Here is a 23,619-nt window from a genome sequence, read left to right on the forward strand (position 1 = left end):
GTCGTGTCATTGCTTCAGATTCGAAGCACATTGAGAAAGGGAAGATCATGAAGACGATGCGATTCTTCGAGACCGGCGACCCGTCCGTGCTGACATTCGACGACGTCGAGGCGCCGGCACCGGCGGCTGACCAGGTGCTGCTGCGCGTGGCGGGGGCGGGGGTCAACCCCGCCGACAACGGCATCCGGTTCGGCCGGTTGCCGATCCCGATCACCCTGCCGCACACTCCGGGATACGACGTGTCCGGAACCGTGGTCTCGCTCGGCGACGGTGTCACCGGTCTCGCTGTCGGCGACGCCGTGGTCGGGTTCCTGCCGATGACCGAGGACGGCGCAGCGGCGGAGTACGTCGTCGCCCCCGCCGAGGCGCTGGTGCCGGCTCCGACCTCCGTCGCGTTGACGGATGCCGCCGGCCTCCCCTCCGTGGCTCTCACCGCGTGGCAGGCCCTGTTCGAGTACGCCGACCTGAAGGCGGGCCAGCGCATCGTGATCACGGGTGCCGGGGGTGTCGTCGGCCTGCACGCCGTGCGCCTCGCGAAGCGTGCCGGTGCCGAGGTGATCGCGACGGCGAGTCCGCGCACCCGCTCCGCTGTGACGGATGCCGGGGCCGACCGCGTGATCGATCACACAGCGGCATCCGCGGCATCCGTGATCGACGAACCGGTCGACGTCGTGCTCAATCTCGCCCCGATCGGCGCGGAGGAGTTCGTCGCGCTCGCCGCGCGGGTCCGCGACGGCGGTGTGGTGGTCTCGACGACCGCGTGGATGCAGACGCCGTCTGATGAGACACGCGGCGTCCGGGGGCTGACGGTGTTCGTCCGCAGCGACCGGGATCAGCTCGCCGAGCTCGTCCGCCTGGTCGACGCCGGCGAGCTGCGCGTCGAGATCGCCGAGCGCGTTCCGCTCGCCGAGCTGCCCGAGGTCCACGCCCGCCTCGAGGCAGGGCAGGTGCACGGGAAGATCGTCGTCACGCCGGGTGCGTGAGTCGGCACGAATCGGCCTGCGTGATCGTCAGCTTTCGCGCACGAGCGCGGTCATCTCCCGCTGCCAGTCCCGCAGCTGCCACATCGGGTGGTGCGGGGCGGCGTTCGAGCAGAGGACGACGCCCCAGATGCCGCGGTCCAGGGCCGTGCGGATGCCGTGTTCGGCCAGTTCGCGACCGGTCTCGGATTCCTCGAACCCGCCGTGCAGCGGGGTGTATCCGACCCATCCCTCGCCGACGATCGCCGGCACGCCGTGCCACCGCGCCCACTCGGCGATCGCGATGACGCGGGACTCGATCTCGCGTCGCATCACCTCGGCGTAGCGCGGATACTCGGCGGCGAGCCACGCGTCCCACGCAGCGGCATCCACCCAGTCGTAGCCGTAGATCATCTGGTCGGTGACGACCGTGGCGCGCAGCTTCCACTCCGCCGGGCGGCCGTAGTCCTCGGGGGTCGGGGCGTCGGCGCGCAGCAGGGCGCGCAGCTCGGCGTTCGGGAAGTCGTCGCTTCCCTCCGAACGGATGTCGACGCGCTGCTGCAGGGCGTCGAGCACGCCGTAGCTGTACACGTGGAACTGCGCAGCTCCCAGCCCGTCCGGCACCCGGTGCATGGCCAGGTGCGGCGGCTTGCCGTAGCTGGCGGTGACGAGCAGATCGGGATGCCGCGCTCGCAGCCGCTGGACCTCCGCCGCCCCGCCATCGCGAAGCGCGGGGAGGATCGAGAAGTCCACCTCGTTGTGCAGCTCCACGAGAGCGATGAGGTCGCGGAATCCGCGTTCGTCGATCCACGCCAGCATCCGGTCCCACGCGGCGCCGAGAACGGCGTACCGGCGGTCGAGCGGCACGGCGTCGATCGCCTCGAACCACCGAGGGGAGCGCGCGAACGCGGGTGACTGCTGGTACTCCCAGCTCGCGAGGATCAGTACGATCCCGTGACGCCGCGCGGCGGCGAACAGCGCCTCGAGGTGTGCATACAGGTCGAGCACGTAGCCGCCGGGGGTGTCGTACCAGCGCGTGCGCTGACCGTAGTAGCCGTCGGATGTCGCCGGTCCGAGCCCCTCGATCCCGAGATCCCGGGCGAGCTCGTCGAGGCCCAGCCCGCCGAACAGCAGCAGCGGCGCGGCGCAGATGCGGATCGCGTTGTAGCCGAGCGCGGCCGCGTCGGCGCAGGCGGCATCCAGGTCGGCGAAGACGTCGGCCTCGCCCGCGCGGGTGTACCAGGAGAAGTCCCAGAGGGTGATGGCGAGGCGGTCGGGCAGGTGTGCGGGCACCGGGCCGGTCGGTCCGTGAGGTTCCTCGGCGACGGTGCCCGAGCCCAGGTAGCGGTCGGTCATGCGTCCATCCTCTCGAGGGAGAGCGCGCGCCCGTCTGCGGCGAGCGTGCGCAGTCGGCCGGCGAGGGCGCGTCGACGTTCGGCCGTGTCGAGATCGAACACGAGCAGTTCCGGCAGCGACGTGGCGAAGTAGTCGACGTCGTCGGGCGCGGCCTCGATGCGGGCGGCGCGGGCGTCGAGGTCGTCCCAGACGGCGGTCGAGGCCGCCGTCTCGCCGAGCCGCGCGTGCGCGACACCGATCCAGAACGTCGCCTCGTCGGCGGGCCGCGGCGCGACCGCGAGCGGCGTCGTCTCGCGCGCCCGCTCCCATGCGGATCGGGCGGCCGCCTCGTCTCCGGCGAGCCGGTGAGCGTCGCCGAGCGCGACGTAGCGCTCTGCCTGGGGGGCCGCGGGATGCCGCCCTTCTCCGAGGTTCGCGGGGGCGTCGATCCCCTCGGTCAACAGGGCGATGGCGGCATCCGTTCGTCCGTCGGCGCAGGCGCGGCGTGCGAGCAGGCACGCGGCGCGGTCGTATGCCGCGATCACGACGCCCTCGCCGCCTTCGAAGGGGCGGAACGTCCGCGTCGTGAGGGTCCGCCAGGCGTCGTCGAGCCTGCCCGAGTCGAGCAGCAGTCCGATGTGGGTGACCGCGAGGTCGTCCCGCGCGTCGAGCGCGGCGGAATGGCGTTCGAGCAGCGCGAGGCGGGTGGCGGCATCCGTCCCCGTCAGCTGGGCGAGGAGGTCGCGCTCCAGTACGAGCCGAGCGTCGGCACGACGAGCGAGTGCATCCTCGTAGAGCTCCACGGCGTCGCCGGGACGGCCGCCCGCTCGGACGGTCGCGAGGGCGAGATTGCGCAGGACCACGGGATCCGCGCCGCCGAGGTCCCGCGCCCGCCGCAGCATCGCCCGGGCATCCGCGTCCCGCCCGGCGTCGAGAAGCCAGGCGCCGAGCATCCCGGCCGCGGCGGCCGACCCGGCGGCAGCCCCCGCGACGAGCGCATCGTGCTGGTCGAGCCCGGCGGGGAAGGCGCCGTCGAGGCTCAGGGTGTCAGCCGCTGCGCGCTCCGCCGCGGCGAGGTCGGTCACGCCCGCGGCATCCGCCCACGCGGCGCGGACGGCTCGACGGATCGGCTCGATGCTGCCGAACCCGGCGGTTCCGACCGCGGCGGTGCCGGTCGCCGCGAGCGCGGCGTCGAACTCGCCGTAACGCGCGAACTCGGCACCCGCATCCAGCGCCGCGCGCGGATCGGAGGGCGTCTCACCCCCGGCGAGGAATGTCGTGATGGGGTCGAGCGGATCGGCGGCGACGAGCGCCTGCAGCAACGCCGCGGCCTCATCCTCGCGCCCGAGTCGGCGCAGAGCGAGCACCGTGAGTCGACGTGCCTCGGGGATCCCCGGGGCGGCGTCCGCGAGGCGGATCGCGTCCGCCGGTCGCCCGTCGCCCAGCGCGAGCCGAGCGCGGGCGAGGGATGCCGGGGCCGCCCATGCCGCGTTCCACGCCGCGCGTGCGAAGCGCCGATCGGCCTCCGCGCGCTCGCCGAGACGCTCCAGCGCGAGGCCGAGGAGGTAGTGCGCCTCACCGTCACGCGGGTTGAGGTTGCGGCCGGTCTCTCGCGCGACGGCGGCGTCGAGGTGGTCGCGCGCCGCCTCGTAGTCCGCCCGCGACAGGTGCCACGATCCGCGCATCGTGTGTGCGCGCGCGTCGCCCGGATCGCGCCGCAGCGCCTCTTCGAGGTAGGGAAGGGGTGACCGGGTGGGATGCCGGTACTGCAGCAGATGCGTCGCGGTGAGCAGCAGCTCGTCGATGCCCGTGATGCGCGCGGGCGGCTCGGGCGCCGTGGCGACCCAGGGTTCGCCCGCGTGGGCGTCGCGGCGGACCCAGCGCACGAGCTCCGTCTGACCGGCGGACACCGCGATCGCCCGCGCGGTGCCGGCGATCTCGAGCACCGCTGGGGCCGCCGGCCCGACGGCGACGTCGATGCTCTCGCGTCCACCTCCCTCGAGATCCACCTCGACGCGAGCCGTTCGGTGCGCGCGCGTGGCGAGGACGCCGATGCGCGACCTGGAGCCGTCGCACGTGACCGAGACCGCGGCATCCGTCGTCGCCTGCCGCACCGGCCCGATGGTGTGGATCGGGTACCAGTGCTGGGTGAACGTCTTCGTCTCGCCCGGCAGGAGCCACGCGAAGTCGGGCTGGTTGTCGGTGTAGACGCCGGCCATGAGTTCGACGTACGGGCCGTCGGTGTCGGTGAGCTGGTCGTCCCAGGCGCGGCCGATGGGACCGTCTCCCCAGGTCCATTGCTTCTTGCCCGGTGAGATCGCCGGGTCCGCCCAGTGCACGAACCCGGCGTCGGCGGTGTGATCGTAGCCGCCGAAGAAGCCGTCCTCGGTGTCGGTGATCATGTACGAGGTCGGCACCGGGATGTTGCTGTAGACGTCGATGCGGTCGGCGTCGGGGTGCTCGGCGGCGAGCGCCGGGTAGTCGACGCCGTAGTAGGGCCGGTCCGCGCGGGGGAACGCGGTGATCGCACGTCGGGCGTGGTCGGCGACGTAGCGGACGTCGTCGGGGAAGAACGACTGGTAATGGTCGTGCGACCGGGCGGCGACGTTCGCCCACCACAGGAAGGTCTGCGGGACATCGACGCGATTGTGCAGGCGCACGTCGAGCTCGATGAGCGATGACCCCGGGCGGAGCCGGACGCCGTGGACGCCTCGCATCCGCTGCAGCGGGTCGAGGTCGCTGTGCCAGACGACCGCCGCACCGTCGTCCTCGCGCTCGATACGGCTGTCGACCGGGAGGAAGGTCGCCGGTCGGTGATGCTGCGGCCAGTTGAACTCCACGCCGCCCGAGATCCAGGGTCCTGCGAGACCGACGAGCGCGGGCTTGACGACGTTGTTCCGGTAGAAGAAGTCGTAACCGGCGACCTTGTCGTACCCGATGTGGATCCGGCCCCCGAGCTCAGGCAAGAGCATGAGGCGGACGTAGGCGTTCTCGAGGTGGATCGCCTGCCACGTGCGAGGCCGCTTCTCGTGCGAGATCGACTCGATCATGGGGAGCGGATAGACCCGCCCGCTCGAGCCCTGGTAGACCCGTCGGTCGAGGAACGCCGGGTAGGGATCGGGGTCACCGGGCTCGTACGTGTCGATCACGACGTCTTCGCTCCAGCACGCGACGCCGCCGGCCTCGAGGAGCTCTCGCTGGTCGGCGGGGGCGTCGGGCAGGCGGATGCGGCTGGGCGCGTCGTCGGTCACGGTGCGAATCTACGGGGCCGACGCGGCGCGACCCATGGCCGATCACGGCTCGAGCATGGATGATCCGATGATGGCGTGCGCCATGATGGGGGCATGGAGCGCGCGGACGGTTTCGAGCATCAGCGTCTCAGTGTCGTGCCGCGCCCGCTGGTCGAGGCGGCACTGACCCGGCCGGTGACCCGACGCATCGTCGTGACCGACGCCGGGTACTTCCCGCGCGCGGTGGATCATGGTCGTCACCGTCCGGCAGGGGCGCCCGAGACGATCGTGATCGTCTGCGTCGCGGGATCGGGTTGGGTCGAGACGCACGGGCAGCGGATGCGGGTGGGCACGGCCACGGCCATCGTGCTGCCCGGCGGCATCCCGCATTCGTACGGTGCCGACGCGGAGGATCCCTGGACGATCTGGTGGTGCCACGTCCGCGGCACCGACGTCGGCGACCTGCTGGAGGTGGCCGGGGTGACACCGGAGAAGGTGACCCTCTCGCTCCGCGGTGTGGAGCGGGTCACCGCGCTGTTGGATGAGATCTCGACGTCGCTCGCGCGCGACACCACGCCGGCGAGGCTCATCGCGGCATCCGGAATGGTCTGGCGGCTGTTCACCCAGCTCGCCGTCGATCGCCTTCTCCCCGAGCACGGCACCCCTCTCGAGCGCGCCCTGCGCTACCTCGAGGAGCGCGTCGACGGGAACGTCCATGTCGGGGAACTCGCCGCGATGGTCGGCGTCTCGCCGTCACACCTCGCCGCCCTCTTCCGCGACGCGACCGGCGGCGGCGTCATCGCACACCATCTCGCACTGAAGATGGCGCGCGCCCGCCACCTGCTCGACACGACCGACCTGCCGGTCGGCGAGGTCGGTCGCCGGGTGGGAATCGACGACCCGTTCTATTTCTCGAGGCGTTTCCGCATCACGCACGGCGTCGCACCGACGGCGTATCGCGACCAGCGGAAGGGGTGAGCGGGTCAGCCCTTCGTGGCGCCGGCGGTGAGATCAGCCCGCCAGAAGCGCTGGAGGGCGATCATGAGCCCGACCAGGATGACCGCCGACACCGCCGACCCCATGACGACGAGGGAGTAGAAGGCAGGGTCTCGCTGCGTCTGCGAGTTCCACAGCGTGAGGCCGAGGGTCACGGGGAACGTCTTCGTGTCGTTGAGCATGACCAGCGGCAACAGGTAGTTGTTCCAGATCGTGACGAACTGGAACAGGAAGATCGTCACCAACGCCGGCGCCATCATCCGGGTCGCGATCGTGCCGAAGATGCGCAGGTCCCCGGCGCCGTCGAGGCGGGCGGCCTCGATGATCTCATCGGGCACGCTGGCGTTCGCGTGGATGCGCGCCAGGTACACGCCGAACGGGCTCACCATGCTCGGTAGCAGGACCGCCCAGTACGAGCCGGTGAGGCCCACGGTGTTCAACAGGAAGTACAGCGGCAGGGCGATGACGGTGGCAGGAACCAGGACGCCGCCGAGGATGACCGAGAAGAGGGCCTCCTTGCCGCGGAAGCGGTACTTGGCGATCGCATACCCGGCCGCAGCCGACAGGATCATCGCCACGAGCGCGCCGACCCCCGAGTACAGGATGCTGTTGCCGACCCAGCGGGTGAACACGCCTCCGCTCTGCGTGAAGAGAGACGTGAGGTTGTCCCAGGCACGCGGGGAGTCGCTGAACCACAGACCGAACGAGCCGAAAAGGTCGCCCGGGGACTTGGTCGCGGCCACCACGACCCAGACGAGCGGGAGCAGGAAGTAGATCCCGGCGACGGCGAGCACGACGTTGACCGCCAGAGTGCTCGGGACGCCGGTGCGCTGTGCGGGTGCGCGGTTCACCATGCGCGGGACCCCTTCCGGTTGACGAGTCGGAGGAATCCGAACGAGAAGACGAACCCGAGGGCGGCGACCAGAACCGCCATGGCGGCTGCGAGGTTCGGGTTGCCCTGGGCGAACGCCTGGTTGTAGGCGGCGAGATTCGGCGTGAAGGTCGTGCTGATGGCTGAGGTGAGCGGCTGCAGGACCAGGGGCTCGACGAACAGCTGGAGGGTGCCGATGATCGTGAAGACGGTGACGAGGACGATCGAGGGACGCACGAGCGGCAGCTTGATGTGCCACGTCGTCGACCAGGTCGAGGCGCCGTCTACCCGCGCGGCCTCGTAGAGCTCGGAGGGGATCGCTTCGAGCGCGGCCATCAGGATCACCATGTTGTAGCCGGCGAACCCCCACAGTGCGATGTTCGCGATCGCGAACAGGACTCCCGCACTCGTCAGCGGGTTCACGTCAATGCCTGCGCCGCTGAGCACCTGGAGAACGGGGCTCGTCGCGGGGATGTAGAGGAAGCCCCACAGGAGGGTGGCGATCACCCCCGGCACCCCGTAGGGCGCGAAGTAGAGAACGCGGAAGAAGCGCGGGAATCGAGCCTTGCCCGAGTCGAGCAGAAGGGCGAGGCCCAATGCCGTGGCAACCATCAGCGGGACCTCGATCGCGGCGAACGCGACCAGTCTCCCCACGCTCTCGATGAACGCGGGGTCGGCGAGAGCGCGCGCGTAGTTGTCGAACAGGACGAACGTCGTCTCGGGGCGTCCGAGACCCAGCCCCGAACTCTTCGTCGCGAACATGCTCTGCACGATCGCGTAGACGATCGGGGCGACGAAGAAGAGCGTGAACATCACCACGAACGGCAGCAGGAGCACCCATTTCGCGGGGTGGCGCATGCGGCGGGGGGAGGGGGCAGTGCTCACTCAGAGGCTCCGGTCGATGTCGAGAGGGATGAGGGTGGGAGGGCGCCTCGCGCCCTCCCACCGGTGGGTCACTGGACGTTGATGCCACGCTCCGTCAGCGCGGACACCACGTCCTCCTGCGTCTGGCGGTAGGCGTCGACGAGGGGCGTGCCGTTCTCCACGGCGGCCGACACGTTGTCGCTGAGTGAGGCGAACAGGGTCGAGGACAGCGGCGGCCACTTCCACGAGGTGTCGACGGCGGCATCCGATTCTGCGAACAGGTCCCAGATGTCCTGCCCGCCGTAGAAGTCGAACACCTCCGGGTCGTCCTGGAGGGACGCGATGGCGCTGGTGTCGGCCACGGCCGGCCAGCCGGCACCGATGCTCGTCAGGATCGACACCGACTCCGGATCGGAGTTGAGCCACACCGCGAACTCGGTCGCTTCGGCCGGGTGGTCCGTGCCGCGGAGGACGACGCTCGCCGAGCCGCCTGCCCACGTCGCCGACACGTTCTGGCCGGCCTCCCACTGCGGAACCGCGCTGACCGCCCAGGATCCCGCCGTCTCGGGCGCGGTACCGCGCACGATCGCGTCGGCCCACGAACCGGAGATCCAGCTCAGGATGTTCCCGTTCTGGATGTCGGCGTTCCATTCGTTCGACATGTCGGCGACGACCTTGACGAGGTCCTCGTCGACGAGCTTCTGCCAGTACTCGGCGACCTTGAGGGTCTCCGCGCCGTCGATGTCGACGGTCCAGGCATCGCCTTCGGTGCCGAACCAGTTCGCGCCGCCCTGCTGCGCGAGGCCGATCATCCACGGGGCCTGGTTGAACGCGAACGCGGCGATGTACCGGTCCGGGTCCGAGGCGCGGATCACCTTCGCGGCCTCGTAGTACTCGTCCCACGTGGTGGGCGCCTCGAGTCCGAGCTCCTCGAAGATGTCGGCACGGTAGAACTGTCCGAGCGGACCCGATGCCTGCGGGATCGAATACACCGCACCGTCGAAGACGCCGGTCTCCCACTGCCACGGCACGAAGAGGTCCGCGGAGTCCGCCGCGTACTCGGTGATGTCCTCCAGGCTGTCGTTGATGAGGAAGTCGGGGATGGAGTCGTAGCCGACCTGTGCGACATCCGCCGCGTTCCCGGCCTGCACCGCCGAGAGCATCGTGGCGTAACCGCCGTCAGGACCTGCGGTGATCGTCTCGAGGGTGACCTGGATGTCGTCGTGCGAGGCGTTGAACGCGTCGACGGCCCGATCGATGTTCGGCACCCAGGATTGGAAGGTGATCTTGACGGGCTCGCCGTCGGCAGGGGATTCGCCACCGCCACCGGAGCACCCGGCGAGGGTCACGGCGGCAGCGGTGATCGCGGCCAAGGCCACGAGGGGCCGACGGAGTCGGACAGTGAGGGTCATGATGCTCCTTTGCATGGAACGAGGCGAGGACTCGTACCGCCGATGCCTCAGGTGGCGGTATGCGGGTGGATCGCGCCGTGTCGCTCTGCTCGGGCATGGACGGCTCGTCGCGGTGCGGACTGAGGCTATTCGCCCCGGCGGCACCCGCGGCATGGCGGATGCGGCGGCAAGCCTGGACGATCCGATGGCGCGGCGTCAGTCGTCGCCCTCGTCGTCCATCTCGTACTGCCTCCACCGGCGCCGGCTGACGGGTGTGTTCGCCGCCGCCAGGATCACGACCGACGAGATGAGCAGGATGCCCGTCGGCACGCGCGCTCTGGCGAAGGGATGACGTCGCGCAGACGCATCGGCGGCCGCCGGCCGCCGGTCACTCGAACTCGAAGGGCACGTCCACCGGCGGCTCCCAGACGAGCGGCGCGGTCTGCGTGGCGATGTTCACCGTGCTGATCGAGGTGACGAGCACCCGGACGTCACCGGCATCCCGGGTGCGAAAGGTCACGAAGGCGGCTCCGGTCCGCGCAGCGGCGAGGATGTCGTCGGCGAGTCGATCGATGTCCGTCCGTTCCGCGAGCCGGAAGACGGCGCCGTCGATGGCGATCGTCGTGGTGGGTGTGTCTGCGGTGTCCATCATGTCGCCTTGCTGTGTATCGGTCATCGCCCTGAGGCGAACGTGATCGTGGCTTTGAGACCGCGCTCGGTCGCGCGCTGGAGGTCCACTGCTGCGTCGTTCCGGCGCAGGAGCTCTCGAGCGATGCCGAGACCGAGCCCGGTTCCGGGTGTGCTCATCCGCGCGGCGTCCGGGGCGCGGAAGAATCTGTCGAATGCGTGAGCCAGGGCGTGATCGTCCATGCCGGGCCCGGTGTCCTCGATGTGCAGGAGGGCTCGCTCGTCCGCGCGCTCTGCGCTCACCGTGATCCTCCCGCCGTGGGGGGTGAAGTTCGTCGCGTTGCTGAGCAGGTTCGCGACGGCTCGGTGTGCATCGTCGTCGCGGCATGCCACCGTGATGCGGGGAACGGAGACCTGCACGTCGAGTCCCTTCCGGTCGATGAGCGGACCGAGGGTCGAGAGCACGTCGCTCACAACATCGGCCAGGTCGACGCTCGGCCGGTCATGGGTGATCGGCTCCTGCGCCTCCCCGAAGGTGAGGAGGTCCTCGATGATGCCGAGGAGGCGCTTGGCGTTGCGGTCGACCACCCTCAGCCAGCCTCGCTCCCGGTCGCCGATGGCCGAGGCGCCGAGGAGGAGTTCGAGATATCCCACGATGCTCGTGACCGGCGTTCTCAGCTCGTGGCTGGTCGTCGACACGAAGTCCTCCCGCTGGCGGTCGAGGTCGGCCTGCGCGGCGAGCGCGTCTGCTCTCGCGCGCTCGGCGCCGACGAGAGCCTGCTGTGCCCGGACGATGGACGTGACGTCCATGATCTGCACCGCGAAGGTGTGTTCGTGGTCGCTCATCGGGTTGGCTGCCACGGTGAGGACGCGGTCGTCCACCTCTACCGTGGCCGGCTGCCCCGTCTCGAGTGCATCGGCAGCACTGTCCGCGACGGCGCCTGCCCAGAAGCCGGTGTCACCGAGCTCCGCTCCCAACAGGTCGCGAGCGGCGGTGTTGCGCCACAGCACCGCGTATCCGCCCGGCGACGGCCGCGCGGTGGCGAGTCCGACCTGGGCATCGATGATGCCGCCGGAGAGCAGGCGCGTCGACACGCTGAGGCTGCGGGTCGTCTCACGAAGTTGGTGTTGGGCGCTCGCGAGGACGACGGCGAAGCCCGCGAAGGTGACGAGGAAGGCCTCCGCGAGCGCTGCTCCGGTGAGGACGTCGATTCGGGGCGCCGAGAACGGTCCGCCACCGTTGAGGGTGAGGAGCAGGATGGCGATGGAGGCGACCAGTTGCTGCACGACGACGACCCGCAGGGGGAATCGGAAAGCAGCCCACGCCAGCAAGGGGTACGGCAGGAACGCCAGGGGGAGGGTCGCTCCCGGTGCGAAGACGATTCCGATCGTCACGGCGAGGATCAGCGTCTGGACGGAGATCTCGATCGGCGCGAGGCGGCGCAGGGGTGAATGCGGCAGGATGCCGAGAGGGGCGATGATCAGAACCGCCGCCGCATGGGAGGCGGACACGAAGATGATCGTCCGTCCGAAGTCGCCGATGCCGAGGGTGCTGACGGTGATCGCAGCCAGTGACCCCGCCGTGACCGCGCCGGCCCCCGCGGCGGCGGCGAACCGGACCGCGTCGCTGAGCCCGCGCAGCCTCATCCGCCGGCGGAAGGCGCCGCAGACCCACAGGACGACGAGGACTTCGGCGGCATTTGCGAGACCGAAGGCCACTGTGACGAGAAGGGGGCGCCCGCCCACTGCATTGGCGAGGATCGTGACGCCCAGAACCATCAGGATCGACGCAACGGCGGATCGAGGCGACGCCAGCAGGCCCACCAAGACGGAGACGCCGGCGGCCGGCCACCAGATGGCGACGGGGCTCCCCGGCGGCGCAAAGAAGATGCCGCCCAGCGCCAGCGCGAAGATGGAGACGGCGCTTACCATCCACGCCCACCAGGGGAAACCCCGTCCCCGCCGGGCGGGAGCCGTGGGAGTAAAGAGGCTGGTGAGCGCCTCGTCGCCGAACATATTCAAGAAGGTACTAAATAGTACCGTTCTCGTCCAGAAGGGATTCCTATGCGCCGCATCCTCCTCATCGAAGACGACCCGGATGTCGCGGCCCTCGTGGACGTCAGCCTCGAGGCCGCCGGCTTGGAGTTCACGACCGTTGCGGACGGCGACAGTGGTCTTCGTGCGGCCCTCGAGAGTCAGCCGGACCTGATCATCCTCGACTGGATGCTGCCCGGATTGAGCGGGCTGGATATCTGTCTGGCTGTCCGGTCGGATCCTCGGCTCGATGCGACTCCGATCCTCATGTTGACCGCGAAGGCGCGGCCCGCCGACGTCGAACGTGCGCGGCAGGCGGGGGCGGACGACTACCTCTTCAAGCCGTTCTCCCCGAAAGAACTCGCTTCGCGCGTGCAGGCGCTGCTGCGCGATCCGAACGCTGCGCCCGCCTGATTTAGAGAAAGGTACTAAAAAGTACCGTTTGCGGTGTAGGGTCATCCTCGGAAGCAGTCGAGAATGGACGCAGCCTCCTGCGATGCCCCCACATCGCGGCACATGGCCCGACGCTCAGCTTCGGCTTCGAGCGCCGTCTCGATCTCGGCAGCTTTCAACGGTCGCGTGTACGCGGCCGACGACGTGTGAAATAAGGAGTCTCATGGCCCCAGACATCGCTCGTCGCGGGGAGCCGGCCGCTGCAACCCCCCATCGCGGCGGCTGGCTCCCCGTCCGTCCGCCCGAGAGGCTGCGGGACGCCGCAGATCGCCTGTTCACGGCCCAGGGCATCCGGGCCGTCAGCATCGATGCGCTCGCGTCGGCGGCCAACGTTCCCAAATCGGGCTTCTACCGGCACTTCACCAGCAAGGACGACCTCGTCCTCGACTACCTGACGCGCGCGTCCACCCGGTTCCGTGAATCCCTCGTCACGATCGAAGCCGGCCACTCGGCTGCCGCGGCGCGACTGACCGCGCTCCTCGACACCGCTCCGGACAATGCGATCATGCTGAACGCGATCGCCGAGTACCGCGGCTCTCACCCGGACATGACTCTGCTGCTCTCCCGGCATCGCCAGTGGATCCGGCAGTGGATCCACAATCAGGTGGTCGATCACGCGCCGGACGAGGCATCATTCGTCGCTCTTGAGCTCGCGGCGATCTTCGATGCGTTCACCCTCGAGGCGGGCGACGGTGTCGAAGCAGAACAGGTGCGCCGCGTCTTCGACGCCGTCGTGGACCGGACGGTGGGGCGGGGCGAGCCGTGAGCGACTCGATCCCGCTCTGAAGCGGGGTGGTTCCTGGCGGATGCCGCGGCATGCCTGGACGATCCGACGGCCTCGCCTGTGGCGCGACGCCCCCGCTTCTAGGCTCGAACTTATTCCCCGCCCCGTTGGAGTCCCGATGACGCGCGTCCACGCCCTCACCGTCCGTCCGCCCGTCCCGGCTGAGCCCGCGGACGTCCGACCGTCGGCGGGTGAGGACTCCGGCGTCGACGTCACCGCGCAGTCGGTGCGCCGCGACGGCGCTCCGGTGTTCCCGATCTCGGGCGAGATCCACTATTCCCGCATCCCTCGCGAGGCGTGGATGCCGGTGCTCACCGCCGCCCGCGCCGGCGGCCTGACCCACGTGTCGACCTACGTCCTCTGGAACCACCACGAGCCGGAGCGCGGACGGCCGGACTTCACCGGCGGACTCGACGTGCGCGCCTTCCTCGAGGCGGCGCGCGAGGTCGAGCTCGGGCTCATCCTGCGGATCGGCCCGTACGCCCACGCCGAGGCGCGGCACGGCGGGCTGCCCGACTGGCTCGCCGACTCGGGACTTCCTCTCCGCACGAACGATGCGGCCTATCTCGCCGAGGTCGAGCGGTGGTACACCGAGCTCGCCGAGCAGGTGCGCGGCATCCCTTTCTTCTCGATCCAGGTCGACAACGAGCTGTACGACGGGGCCGAACATCTCACCCGGCTGCGCGAGATGGCGGAGGGGCTGGGCCTCCGCGCGCCCATGTGGACCGCGACCGGCTGGGGCGGCGCGCAGCTGCCCGCGGGCTTCCTGCCGGTCTACGGCGGATACCCCGAATCGTTCTGGGTCGACGCCGACGTCGAGCCCGACCTGCGCAGTCACGCCAACTTCTACCCGTCGCCGCGCCGCGACGACGATTCGATCGGCGCGGATCACCGGGCCGGCGAGCCCGTGGCCGAGGCGGTGCGGCCGCCGCATCCGTTCACGACCTGCGAGCTGGGCGCCGGCATGACCTCGGCGTACCACCGGCGGCTCGACGTGCCCGCGGGCGACGTCGCCGCTGTCGCACTGGCCAAGCTCGCGTCCGGCAGCGTGTGGCAGGGCTACTACATGTACGCCGACGGCCGGAACCCGCGGCCAGGGCTGCAGGAATCCCACGTCGCGGGCGGACCGAACGACTTCCCCGACATCGCCTACGACTTCGGGGCGCCCCTGCAGATCGACGGCGCTCCGCGGGCGAGCTGGGCGGCGCTCCGCCGGCAGCACCTGATGCTCGCGCGCTGGGGATCGGCCCTCGCCGCCATGCCGGCATCCTTCCCCGACGGTGCCGCCGATTCGCCCGATCTGACGCGACTGCGCTGGTCCGTCCGGTCGGACGGGCACCGAGGATTCGTGTTCGTCGTGAACCGGCACCCGGGCGTCGACCTGCCGCGGCACGAGGGCGTGCGGTTCGAGGTCGGCGGGACCGTCTTCCCGGAGGTGGACATCCCGAGCGGTGCGGTGTTCGCGTGGCCGTTCGAGATGCGGCTCGGTGAGGCGACCGTGCACTGGGTCACCGCTCAACCGGTGACCGAGGTGACGTTGCGGGGAGCGCCGCTGCTCGTCGCGGCGGCGACCGACGGCATCCCGCCGCAGCTCTCGGCCGACGCGGACGTCGCGGAGGTCGCCGCGGACCGCGGGCGGATGTGGGAGCTGTCCCGCGACGGCGGTGTCGTCGCTCGGGTGCTCGTGCTCGATGAGGCGGATGCCGATGCGGTCGCGGTGGTCGATGCGCGAATCGTGTGGGCGCCGGGCGGTGTCGTCGCCACGGACGGCGAGGTGATGTTCGCGGGGGATGCTGCGGTGGCACCCCGCGTGGGGGTGCTGGGTGAGGACGGCTGGTCGGCGGTCGACGTCGCGCCCGGGGAGGCGTCCGAGGTGAAGGTCACGCTCGAACGGCCCGCCGGAGCTCCGCCGGTCGGTGCCGAGCAGGGCGGTCGCGCGTCGATCCCGACGGAGTGGGATGCCGCGGCGGTCGTGACGATCGCCCTCGAGCCCGGCGACGACCGCACCCTGCGTCTGGAGTGGACCGGAAATGCCGCCCGCGCCTGGGCCGGCGGCATGCTCGTCTTCGATGCGCTGTGGACCGGGCGTCCCTGGCGCATCCCGGCCGACGCGCGCGGCGACGCGACCGAGCTGCGGATCGAGATCCTGCCCGCGCCTCCGGCGGGGAGCGTGCGGTTCCCGGGCGCCGCGCCCGTCGGAGCCGGGATCACGCGTGCGGAGTTCGAGCCGCGCGCGAGTGTGCGCATCTGACGCGCGGGCGCACTCGGCAGAGAGTAGCGCTCTCGGGCCTCGGGCCCACCGCTGCGTCTCGTGCTCACCTCTGCGTCGCCCGCCCGATAGCGTGACGACATGGACTTCTCGGCCCTCACCGATCCGGTGGATCGCGCGGTGGTGAAGGCCTTCAACAAAAAGCACGTGCCGCGGTGGTCGGTCGGACGCGGGACGCCGGCCCTGACGGCCGCCTGGATCCTGTTGCTGCTCGCGACCTTGGTGGCGGTGATCTTCGTCCCCGCCCTCATCCTCGGCCACCTCGGCATGTGGACATGGCCGGAGCCATGGGAGGTCCTGCTCCTCGCGCTCGTGATCATGGTGGTTCCGGTGACGTGGCGTTATGTGAACACCGCCTGGGACCCGCGGGTGGAGTCGCCCTACCGCGTCGCGGAGTTCACGAAGGCGAACGGGCTCATCTACGCGGGCCGCGAGTACGAGCCGCGGTATCCCGGCATCCTCTTCACGAAGTGGAGATCCACGGCGGCCGATCCGACGATCCACCTCCCGGGCGACCGCTTCGTGGAGATCGGGAACTACTCCGGACGCGGATACGTCGCCATCAAGCTCGACGCCCCACTGCCGCACATCGTGCTCGACGGCCTCGCCGAGCGCGGTGTGGTCGGCGGCCGTGAATCGATGTACGTCCCCGACCCCGACCAGCGATTGCGTCTGGAGGGCGAGTTCGATCGGCACTTCGCCCTGTACTGTCCGTCAGGCTACGAGAAGGACGCGCTGTACCTGTTCGCGCCCGACATCATGGCCCGCTTCATCGACACCGCGGCGCGGCTGGATGCCGAGATCGTCGACGACTGGCTGTTCCTGTACGCGAAGGGGCCGCTCGTCACCATCGACCCCGACACGTGGACCTGGTTGCTGGTCACGGTCCGCGCCCTCAGCAGGAAAGTCGATCAGTGGGCGCGATGGCGCGACGACACTCTGCGGGGATCTGCGGAGCAGACGACCTCGGAGATCCTCACCCCGCCGCCCGGCGTCGGTGATGACGGCCGCCGACTGCGGCAGGTGACCTCGCCGCGAACAGCCGTCACTCTGGTTTTGGGCTTCTGCTACCTGGTCGTGGCGCCCGTCCTGATCCTCGTCTTCGCCTTCCGGTAGCGAGGACGCCGCCGATCACCGCCCCGCGACCACCGCGTTGTCGATCGCGTCGAGGTCGACGCCGCGGCGCGAGACGGCGTTCGTCAGCAGCACCCAGGCGAGACCGGCGCTCGGGTGCACCCAGAACTCGGTGCCGGCCCAGCCGCCGTGCCCGTAGACGTCCCGGTCGATGAGCCCGGGCGCGCGCGTGCGGAGGTTCCAGGTGAAGCCCCAATCCTGTCCGCTCTCGGCGGGGTAGGGCTCGAGCCGCGGGATGTCGCCCGTCAGCGAGCGTCGCATCATCGCGAGCGTCGCCGGCTGCAGGATTCCGCCGGTCGCCCCGCCCTCGACGCGCAGCAACTCGGATCCCAGCCGCAGCAGGTCCTCCGCCCGCCCGACCATGCCCGCGCCCGGATGCCGGATCGCGGCGAACCGGGCCATGTCGACACCCGAGCGGGCCGCGTCCACCACCTCGACCGAGCCCGCGTGGTCGAGGCTGAGCCCGTCGGCTCCGATCTCGCCGGCCCACTGACCGACAGCATCCGCCCAATCCTGTCCGGTCGCGTGCTCGACGAGTGCGGCGATGCCCTCGAACGCGAGCGACGAGTACCGCGACGCGCTTCCCGCGACGAAGTCCCGTCCGCGCGTGACGAGCTCGGTCCGCAGCGGCGTCAGGGGGTCGAGCGGCGGCTCGGCGATGCCGGCGGTGTGCGACACGAGGTGGCGCAGCCGCACCACGTCTTCGCGCGCCGAGCCGAATTCCGGCACGGCCGCGGTCAGCGGCGTCTCGGTCGTCAGCAGACCGCGCTCGATCACTCGAGCCGCCGCTATCCCGAGCAGCGGCTTCGTGATCGAGAAGAGCGGGTACCGAGCGGATGCCGCGGCTCCGTACCCCTCGAGGGCGACCGTGCCGTCGGCCGTAGCCACGCCGAGCACGGCCGACGGCAGCCGGCCCGCCTCGACGTGCCCGCGGACGAGGTCGAACGCGGCGCTCACGCGGTCGGCACCTGCAGCACGCCGTTGCGACGGTGCGGCAGTTGCGCCAGAGACGCGTCGCGGAGCGGCTCGGGCAGCAGCGCGTCGGGGGCGTCCTGGAAGGTGACCGGGCGCAGGAAGCGGCGGATAGCGGTGGCCCCGACCGAGGTGTGCAGCGACGTCGTCGCGGGCCACGGACCGCCGTGCTGCTGCGACCACGTCACGGCGACGCCGGTCGGCCAGCCGGCGAACAGCACGCGCCCGGCGCGCAGCTGCAACAGCTCGAGCACCTCGGCGACGTCCTCGCCCGCCTCGCTGTGCAGGGTCGCCGTGAGGCTTCCCGGCACGGCGCGCAGCGCGCGCAGCAGCTCGGCCTCGTCGCCGTAGCGGACGAGCAGGGTCACGGGGCCGAAGACCTCGGCGATCAGGGTCTCGGCGCGTTCGGCGACTGATGCGGCATCCGTCGTCAGGACGACCGGCCGGGCGCCGTCGGGCGTTTCGGCACCGTGCGCGAGCACCTCGACCGACGGGTCGGCCTCGAGGTCGCGGATGCCGTCGGGGAACGCGGTCGTGATGCGGTCCGTCAGCAGCGGCCCACCGGCCGCACCGGCGACGGCGTCGGCCACGAGCTGCTCGACACCGCCGCCCTGCGGGATGAAGACGACGCCCGGCTTGGTGCAGAACTGTCCGGCGCCGAGAGTGAACGAGCCGACGAGACCCGTCGCGAGCGCCGCGCCGCGCGCGGCAGCAGCACCCGTCGTGACCACGACCGGGTTGACGCTGCCGAGCTCGCCGTAGAAGGGTATCGGGTCCGGCCGCCCGCTCGCGAGGTCGAACAGCGCGCGGCCGCCCGAGAGCGAGCCCGTGAACCCGGCGGCCTGGATGACCGGGTGCTGCACGAGCGCGTTGCCCGCCTCGCGGCCCTCGATGAGCGCGAGCGACCCGTCGGGTGCGCCGACGGCCGCGAGCGCCTCGATCGCGATGGCGGCGGTGCGCTCCGAGAGTTCGGGGTGGCCGGAGTGCGCCTTCACGATGACGGGGTTGCCCGCAGCCCACGCCGAGGCGGTGTCGCCGCCGCAGACCGAGAACGCGAAGGGGAAGTTCGAGGCCGAGAACACCGCGACCGGGCCGACGCCGACCAGCAGGCGACGCAGCTCCGGGCGGGGCGGGGTCGCCGCGGCATCCGCGTGGTCGACCGTCAGCTCGAGGTACGAGCCCTCGCGGACGACCGAGGCGAACAGACGAAGCTGACCGGTCGTGCGACCGACCTCGCCGCGCAGGCGCACGGCGCCCAGTCGGGTCTCGCGGTCGGCGATCGCGACGAGTTCGTCGGCGTGCGCGTCGAGCGCGTCGGCGACCGCCGTCAGCCAGCGGGCGCGGTCGTCGGCCGACGACGTGCGCCAGATCGGCGCGGCCGCCGCGGCGGCATCGGTGAGACGGGTGAGCTCTTCGGGTGACGTGGTCATCACGGTCCTTCCGGGTGGGTGAAGCGCAGCCCGAGGCCCTCGTGGGGCACCTCGGTCAGGGTTCCGTCGACGATCGCGACGGGGGAGGGGCCCTCGAGCGCACCGAGCGCGCCGAATGCGGCGTCCTCGATGTCCTCGACGAGGACCTCCTGCGGCAGGACCAGCGCGAGCTGGCCCGACAGTTCGGGCAACAGGTGGGGGTGGAGGTCGGCGCCCGCGGTGACGGCGTCGCCCGCGATCTCGAGGAACGGGGTGATCCCGCCGACACGCACGATGTTGGGCTGCACGACCTGCGCGGCGCCCGAGCGGATGAAATCGTCGAAGCGGTAGCGGGTGTGCACGTTCTCGCCGAGGGCGATCGGGACGGCCGATCCGCTCCGCAGCCGCCGGGCCAGTTCGATGTGGCCTGCGAGATCGTCGGCGCGCAGTGGCTCCTCGACCCAGGCGATGCCGTACGCCGCGAGCGCCTCGACGGCGGTGGTCGCGCGGTCGAGGTCCCACCGCTGGTTCGCGTCGACCATGAGGGCGCGGTCCGGTCCCACGACCTCGCGCACCGCGGCGACGCGTTCCACGTCACGGGCGAGATCGGGGCTGCCGACCTTCATCTTCGCGGCACCGAATCCTGCGTCCACCCAGCGCCGGGCCTGCGCGAGCAGGTCGTCGAGCTCGTAGTGCAGGTTGATGCCGCTGCCGTACGACCGCACCGACTCGCGGCGGCGACCGATCGTCGTTGAGACGGAGGCGCCGGCCGATCGGGCCGCGGCATCCCACAGCGCGAGGTCGAGACCCGCGATCGCGATCGTCGTCAGACCGCCGCCGCCCGCCTCGTGCAGGTGGCGCCACAGCTCAGGCCAGAGCTCCGCCGGCGCGGCCGAGCGGCCGACGGCGAAGGCCGGGATGTCGTGCTGCAGCAGCGCGAGCACCGCCTCCGCGCCGATCTGCGGGGTCCACGAGAAGCCCCACCCCTCAGTGCCGTCGGAGCGCACCACGTGGGTCGCGACGACGCCGACCGAGGTGACGTCCGCCGCCCACGGGCGCGTCAGCGGCACCCGGGTCAGCCGGGCGTCGAAGGAGGCGATCGTGGTCACAGCAGCGCGCGACCCGCCGCGAGGATCTCGGCCAGGCGGGCCTCCTGCGCCGGCGTCGGGTCGACCAGCGGCGCGCGGACGGATCCGACCGGAAGGCCCTCGAGGCGAAGCCCCGCCTTGATGAGCGAGACGCCGAAGCCGGGGGTCTCGTCACGGAGCGCGACGAGCGGCGCGTAGAAGCCGTCGAGGATCGCCAGCCGTCGTGCCTCGTCGCCGTCGACGTACGCGCGGTAGTAGGCATTGGCGACGTCGGGGATCATCGCGAAGGCCGCCGACGAGTACAGCGGCACGCCGATGCCGCGGTACGCGCCCTGCGTCAGCTCGGCGGTCAGCAGACCGTTGAAGAACGCGAAGTCGTCGCGCCCGGCATCCGCCACGGCACGGACGATCAGCTGCGTCGCGCCGATGTCGCCGACGCCGTCCTTGAAGCCGACGACCTTCGGGTTCGCGGCGAGCGTGCGGATCGAGTCCGCGGTGAACGCTGCGGAGCCGCGGTGGTAGACGACGACGGGCAGATCGGATGCCGCAGCGATCGCCTCGACGTAGGAGATGAGTCCGCGCTGCGGGGCGCCCACGAGGTACGGCGGCAGCACGAGCAGGGCGTCGGCGCCGGCATCCGCGGCGGAGCGCGCGACCTCGATCGCGTGGCCGAGGGGACCGCCGGCTCCGGCGACGACGGGGACGCGGCCGGCGACGGCCTCGACCGCCGTCCGGACCACGAGGGCCGACTCGGCGGCGGACAGGGCGTGGAACTCGCCCGTGCCGCACGCGGGGAAGACACCGCCGGCACCGGCATCCACCCCTGCGGTGACGTGCTGGGTCAGGAGGTCGGTCTCGACGCGGTCCGCGGAGTCGAACGGGGTGACGGGGAAGAAGAGGATGCCGTCGAAGTTCATACCGGCACGTCCTTTCGATCGATGGCGGCGTGCGGGAGCGGGATCGTGAGGGCGTCGCGCCAGGAGTGCTGCGGACGCCAGCCCAGCACCCGCGCCGCCTTGGCGTTCGAGAACGCGGGCGAGGTGCCCGTCAGCGCCCGGGCGAGGTCTTCGGTGCCGGGCACGAAGCGCGGCAGGAGGTCCGCCAGGGGCGCGTCGGCGAGGGCGTCGTCGGCGCCGACGAAGAAGAGCTCCGCGTTCGGGATGTCGGGGAGCGCGGTCAGCAGCAGATCGGTGAACGACGCCACGTCGCGCGCGTCGACGTAGTTGAACAGCGCCGGCGCCGACAGCGCCGGATCAGCGATGCGCTCGGCGACCGTGTGGCCCTGCTGAGTCGGGGCGCCCGCCCATTCCTCCGGGGCGATGACGTAGCAGGGGCGGAACGTCGCGTAGCGGACGTCGTCGCCCGTGCGCCGGTGCAGCATCGTCACGGTCTGCTCGATCATGAGCTTCGACAGCGCGTACGCGTTCCAGGGCCGCGGCGTCGAGGTCTCGTCGAGCGGCAGGGACTCGGGCAGCCAGCCGGACGGGTTGCCGTAGCCGAGGACGGTCGGGCTGGATGCCGCCACGATCCGTCGGATGCCGGCATCCACCGCTCCGCCGAGGACGGAGACGGCGAGCCCGGTGTTGGTGCGCATGATGACGTCTTCGGGTGCACTGAAGGGCACGGCGATCGCCGCGAGGTGGACGATCGAGTCCGCCATGGCCCCGGCGAGCACGTCGCGGGTCGCGGCGGCGTCGAGGAGGTCGATCGAGATCTGCTCGACCCCGTCGATGCGCAGGTCGTCGGAGGGCGCGCGGTCGAGGGAGACGACCTCGTGCCCGCGGGCGGCGAGCCCGGCGACGAGGTTGCGTCCGAGCCGGCCGGAACCGCCGGTGACGACGACGCGGCTCATCGCACGTCCCTGCTCGTCGGCTCGCGCAGGATGGCGACACCCAGGTCGGCGACCTGCACGGGCATGCCGGTCTCGAGCGAGCGGTTGCCGGCGATGCCGACCGCGATCGAGCGCACGCCGTCGGTCCAGTCCGCGGGGCGACCCAGCGGGTCGTCCACCGGGCCGGCGAAGACGTCGGCGAGAAGGAGGGCGTCGCCGCCGCCGTGGGCGGACTCGCCTGAGACGATCGGAACCTCGACGGCCTCCTCCCAGTGACGCTGCACGAGCAGGCGCTCACCCATGGGTCGCAGGCTCGAGTGAGCGGCATCCTGCACAGCACTCGGATCGACGACCGGGTGCAGGCCGTCGCCGACGAGGACGGCGCCCCGCTCGACGACCTCGAGCTCGGCGCGCCCCTCAGTGCCGTTGACCGCGACGCGGTAGCCCTCCCACGGGGCGTGCGCGTTCAGCGAGTACGACAGGGTCGCGCCGTCCGAGTAGTCGACGACGAGGGCGAGGTTGTCCTCGATCGTGATGCCCGGGCCGAACACGTCGCGGTCGCGGACGTAGCCGTCGTGCTGCTCGGCGTCGAGGTACAGCGCTCGCAGGCGGTCGTCGCCGCGCAGGTCGAGCTCGAACGGGTCGCGGTCGCCGTCGTGCGTGCCGCGCTCCGGACGGTCGCCGAGGCCGCGGGCGGCGGCGTTCTCGGCGCCGTAGAAGCGGAGCGCTCCCGAGGCGAACACGCGGCGAGGGCGCTGGGCGATCCACCAGTTGACGAGGTCGAAGTGGTGGCTCGACTTGTGGACGAGGAGCCCGCCGGAGTGCTCCTTCTCGCGGTGCCAGCGGCGGAAGTAGTCGGCCCCGTGCTGGGTGTCGAGCATCCAGGAGAAATCGATCGAGGTGACGCGGCCGATCCGGCCCTCGGCGATGACCTGGCGGAGGGCGGTGTTGCGGGGCGCGTAGCGGTAGTTGAACGTGAGGACGACCGTGCGGCCGGTCCGCTCGGCGGCGGCCTCGATGGCGGCGGCGCTGGCCGCGTCGACGGTGAGGGGCTTCTCGACGACGACGTCGGCCCCGGCATCCATCGATCGGACGATGAGCTCGGCGTGCAGGTCGTCGCGGGCGGTCACGATGACCCGCTCGATGCGCTCGGTGCGGATCATCTCCTCGAGCTGGTCGGGCTGCCAGGTGGTGGGCGCGGCGAGGCCGTGGCCCGCGAGGCGGTCGACGTAGAACTGCGCGCGGGTCGGGTTCGGCTCGCAGATCGCGACGAGTTCGGCGCGGTCGCGGTAGTCGTCGGCGATGGCGTCCACGTACATCTGCGCGCGGTGGCCTGCGCCGACGAGGGCGTACCGGGTGGTCATGGCTCTCC

The 23,619-nt window shown here is 71.2% G+C and carries 19 protein-coding genes; 6 read left to right on the plus strand and 13 right to left on the minus strand.

Translation table 11 applies throughout. From position 1 onward, the window contains the following. Nucleotides 1-47: 47 nt before the first annotated feature. A complete protein-coding gene (locus AB0259_RS11740) occupies nt 48-983 on the plus strand; it encodes an NADP-dependent oxidoreductase (protein ID WP_366221510.1) in 936 nt (311 codons plus the stop codon). Between the two features lie 27 nt (nt 984-1,010). On the opposite strand, the gene AB0259_RS11745 is transcribed toward AB0259_RS11740, so the two are convergent. Together AB0259_RS11745 and AB0259_RS11750 are read right to left on the minus strand one after the other, a co-directional pair. Continuing rightward, nucleotides 1,011-2,315, minus strand: coding sequence for a cellulase-like family protein (locus AB0259_RS11745; RefSeq protein ID WP_366221508.1), 1,305 nt, complete (start codon nt 2,313-2,315; stop codon nt 1,011-1,013). After that, nucleotides 2,312-5,545, minus strand: a complete 3,234-nt coding sequence (locus AB0259_RS11750) for a DUF5107 domain-containing protein (RefSeq protein WP_366221506.1) — start codon at nt 5,543-5,545, stop codon at nt 2,312-2,314. Before AB0259_RS11750 ends, AB0259_RS11745 begins: the two co-directional genes overlap by 4 nt. Nucleotides 5,546-5,638: 93 nt before the next feature. Here AB0259_RS11750 and AB0259_RS11755 point away from each other — a divergent pair, with 93 nt between their 5' ends. Beyond that, the gene (locus tag AB0259_RS11755; protein ID WP_251581300.1) at nt 5,639-6,502 is read left to right on the plus strand and encodes a helix-turn-helix domain-containing protein; all 864 of its coding nucleotides are present in this window, start codon (nt 5,639-5,641) and stop codon (nt 6,500-6,502) included. 5 nt (nt 6,503-6,507) lie between these two features. Here AB0259_RS11755 and AB0259_RS11760 read toward each other — a convergent pair whose 3' ends face one another. From AB0259_RS11760 to AB0259_RS11780, 5 genes are all read right to left on the minus strand, one after another. Continuing rightward, the gene (locus AB0259_RS11760) at nt 6,508-7,374 is read right to left on the minus strand and encodes a carbohydrate ABC transporter permease (protein WP_251581302.1); all 867 of its coding nucleotides are present in this window, start codon (nt 7,372-7,374) and stop codon (nt 6,508-6,510) included. Next, nucleotides 7,368-8,276, minus strand: coding sequence for a sugar ABC transporter permease (locus AB0259_RS11765; RefSeq protein WP_251581305.1), 909 nt, complete (start codon nt 8,274-8,276; stop codon nt 7,368-7,370). Before AB0259_RS11765 ends, AB0259_RS11760 begins: the two co-directional genes overlap by 7 nt. Nucleotides 8,277-8,344: 68 nt before the next feature. Next, nucleotides 8,345-9,667: an extracellular solute-binding protein gene (locus tag AB0259_RS11770; protein ID WP_366221502.1), complete on the minus strand. Its 1,323-nt coding sequence runs from the start codon at nt 9,665-9,667 to the stop codon at nt 8,345-8,347. Between the two features lie 367 nt (nt 9,668-10,034). Beyond that, on the minus strand, nt 10,035-10,295 hold the full coding sequence (locus AB0259_RS11775) for a hypothetical protein (RefSeq protein WP_366235830.1): 261 nt from the start codon (nt 10,293-10,295) through the stop codon (nt 10,035-10,037). Nucleotides 10,296-10,318: 23 nt separating this feature from the next. Then, on the minus strand, nt 10,319-12,205 hold the full coding sequence (locus AB0259_RS11780) for an ATP-binding protein (protein ID WP_366221500.1): 1,887 nt from the start codon (nt 12,203-12,205) through the stop codon (nt 10,319-10,321). A 132-nt stretch (nt 12,206-12,337) separates the two neighbouring features. Here AB0259_RS11780 and AB0259_RS11785 point away from each other — a divergent pair, with 132 nt between their 5' ends. The 4 genes from AB0259_RS11785 (at nt 12,338) to AB0259_RS11800 (ending at nt 16,929) form a co-directional block, all read left to right on the plus strand. Continuing rightward, nucleotides 12,338-12,721: a response regulator gene (locus tag AB0259_RS11785; RefSeq protein ID WP_366221498.1), complete on the plus strand. Its 384-nt coding sequence runs from the start codon at nt 12,338-12,340 to the stop codon at nt 12,719-12,721. 202 nt (nt 12,722-12,923) lie between these two features. Continuing rightward, on the plus strand, nt 12,924-13,526 hold the full coding sequence (locus AB0259_RS11790; protein WP_251581322.1) for a TetR/AcrR family transcriptional regulator: 603 nt from the start codon (nt 12,924-12,926) through the stop codon (nt 13,524-13,526). A gap of 136 nt (nt 13,527-13,662) precedes the next feature. Next, nucleotides 13,663-15,795 (plus strand): beta-galactosidase, encoded by a 2,133-nt coding sequence (locus AB0259_RS11795; RefSeq protein ID WP_366221496.1) that lies wholly within the window; start codon nt 13,663-13,665, stop codon nt 15,793-15,795. 99 nt (nt 15,796-15,894) lie between these two features. Further along, nucleotides 15,895-16,929 carry a hypothetical protein gene (locus AB0259_RS11800; protein ID WP_366221494.1) on the plus strand — a complete coding sequence of 345 codons (1,035 nt, stop codon included), beginning with the start codon at nt 15,895-15,897 and terminating at the stop codon, nt 16,927-16,929. Between the two features lie 15 nt (nt 16,930-16,944). Here AB0259_RS11800 and AB0259_RS11805 read toward each other — a convergent pair whose 3' ends face one another. Genes AB0259_RS11805 through AB0259_RS11830 form a run of 6 tightly spaced genes read right to left on the minus strand, consistent with a single transcriptional unit; the run spans nt 16,945 to nt 23,611 of the window. Further along, nucleotides 16,945-17,904 (minus strand): serine hydrolase domain-containing protein, encoded by a 960-nt coding sequence (locus tag AB0259_RS11805; protein ID WP_366221492.1) that lies wholly within the window; start codon nt 17,902-17,904, stop codon nt 16,945-16,947. Next, complete coding sequence (locus AB0259_RS11810; RefSeq protein ID WP_366221490.1) at nt 17,901-19,349, minus strand: aldehyde dehydrogenase (NADP(+)); 1,449 nt, start codon at nt 19,347-19,349, stop codon at nt 17,901-17,903. The genes AB0259_RS11805 and AB0259_RS11810 overlap by 4 nt, the downstream gene beginning before the upstream one ends. Further along, on the minus strand, nt 19,349-20,437 hold the full coding sequence (locus AB0259_RS11815; protein ID WP_366221488.1) for a mandelate racemase/muconate lactonizing enzyme family protein: 1,089 nt from the start codon (nt 20,435-20,437) through the stop codon (nt 19,349-19,351). Before AB0259_RS11815 ends, AB0259_RS11810 begins: the two co-directional genes overlap by 1 nt. Further along, complete coding sequence (locus tag AB0259_RS11820; RefSeq protein ID WP_366221486.1) at nt 20,434-21,333, minus strand: 5-dehydro-4-deoxyglucarate dehydratase; 900 nt, start codon at nt 21,331-21,333, stop codon at nt 20,434-20,436. Before AB0259_RS11820 ends, AB0259_RS11815 begins: the two co-directional genes overlap by 4 nt. Continuing rightward, nucleotides 21,330-22,268 (minus strand): NAD(P)-dependent oxidoreductase, encoded by a 939-nt coding sequence (locus AB0259_RS11825; protein ID WP_366221484.1) that lies wholly within the window; start codon nt 22,266-22,268, stop codon nt 21,330-21,332. Before AB0259_RS11825 ends, AB0259_RS11820 begins: the two co-directional genes overlap by 4 nt. After that, entirely contained in the window at nt 22,265-23,611 is a 1,347-nt protein-coding gene (locus AB0259_RS11830; RefSeq protein WP_366221482.1) for a Gfo/Idh/MocA family oxidoreductase, read from the minus strand. Before AB0259_RS11830 ends, AB0259_RS11825 begins: the two co-directional genes overlap by 4 nt. Nucleotides 23,612-23,619 lie beyond the last annotated feature (8 nt).

Source organism: Microbacterium sp. NPDC080005 (genome assembly GCF_040702445.1).
Taxonomy (GTDB): Bacteria; Actinomycetota; Actinomycetes; order Actinomycetales; family Microbacteriaceae; genus Microbacterium; species Microbacterium oleivorans_D.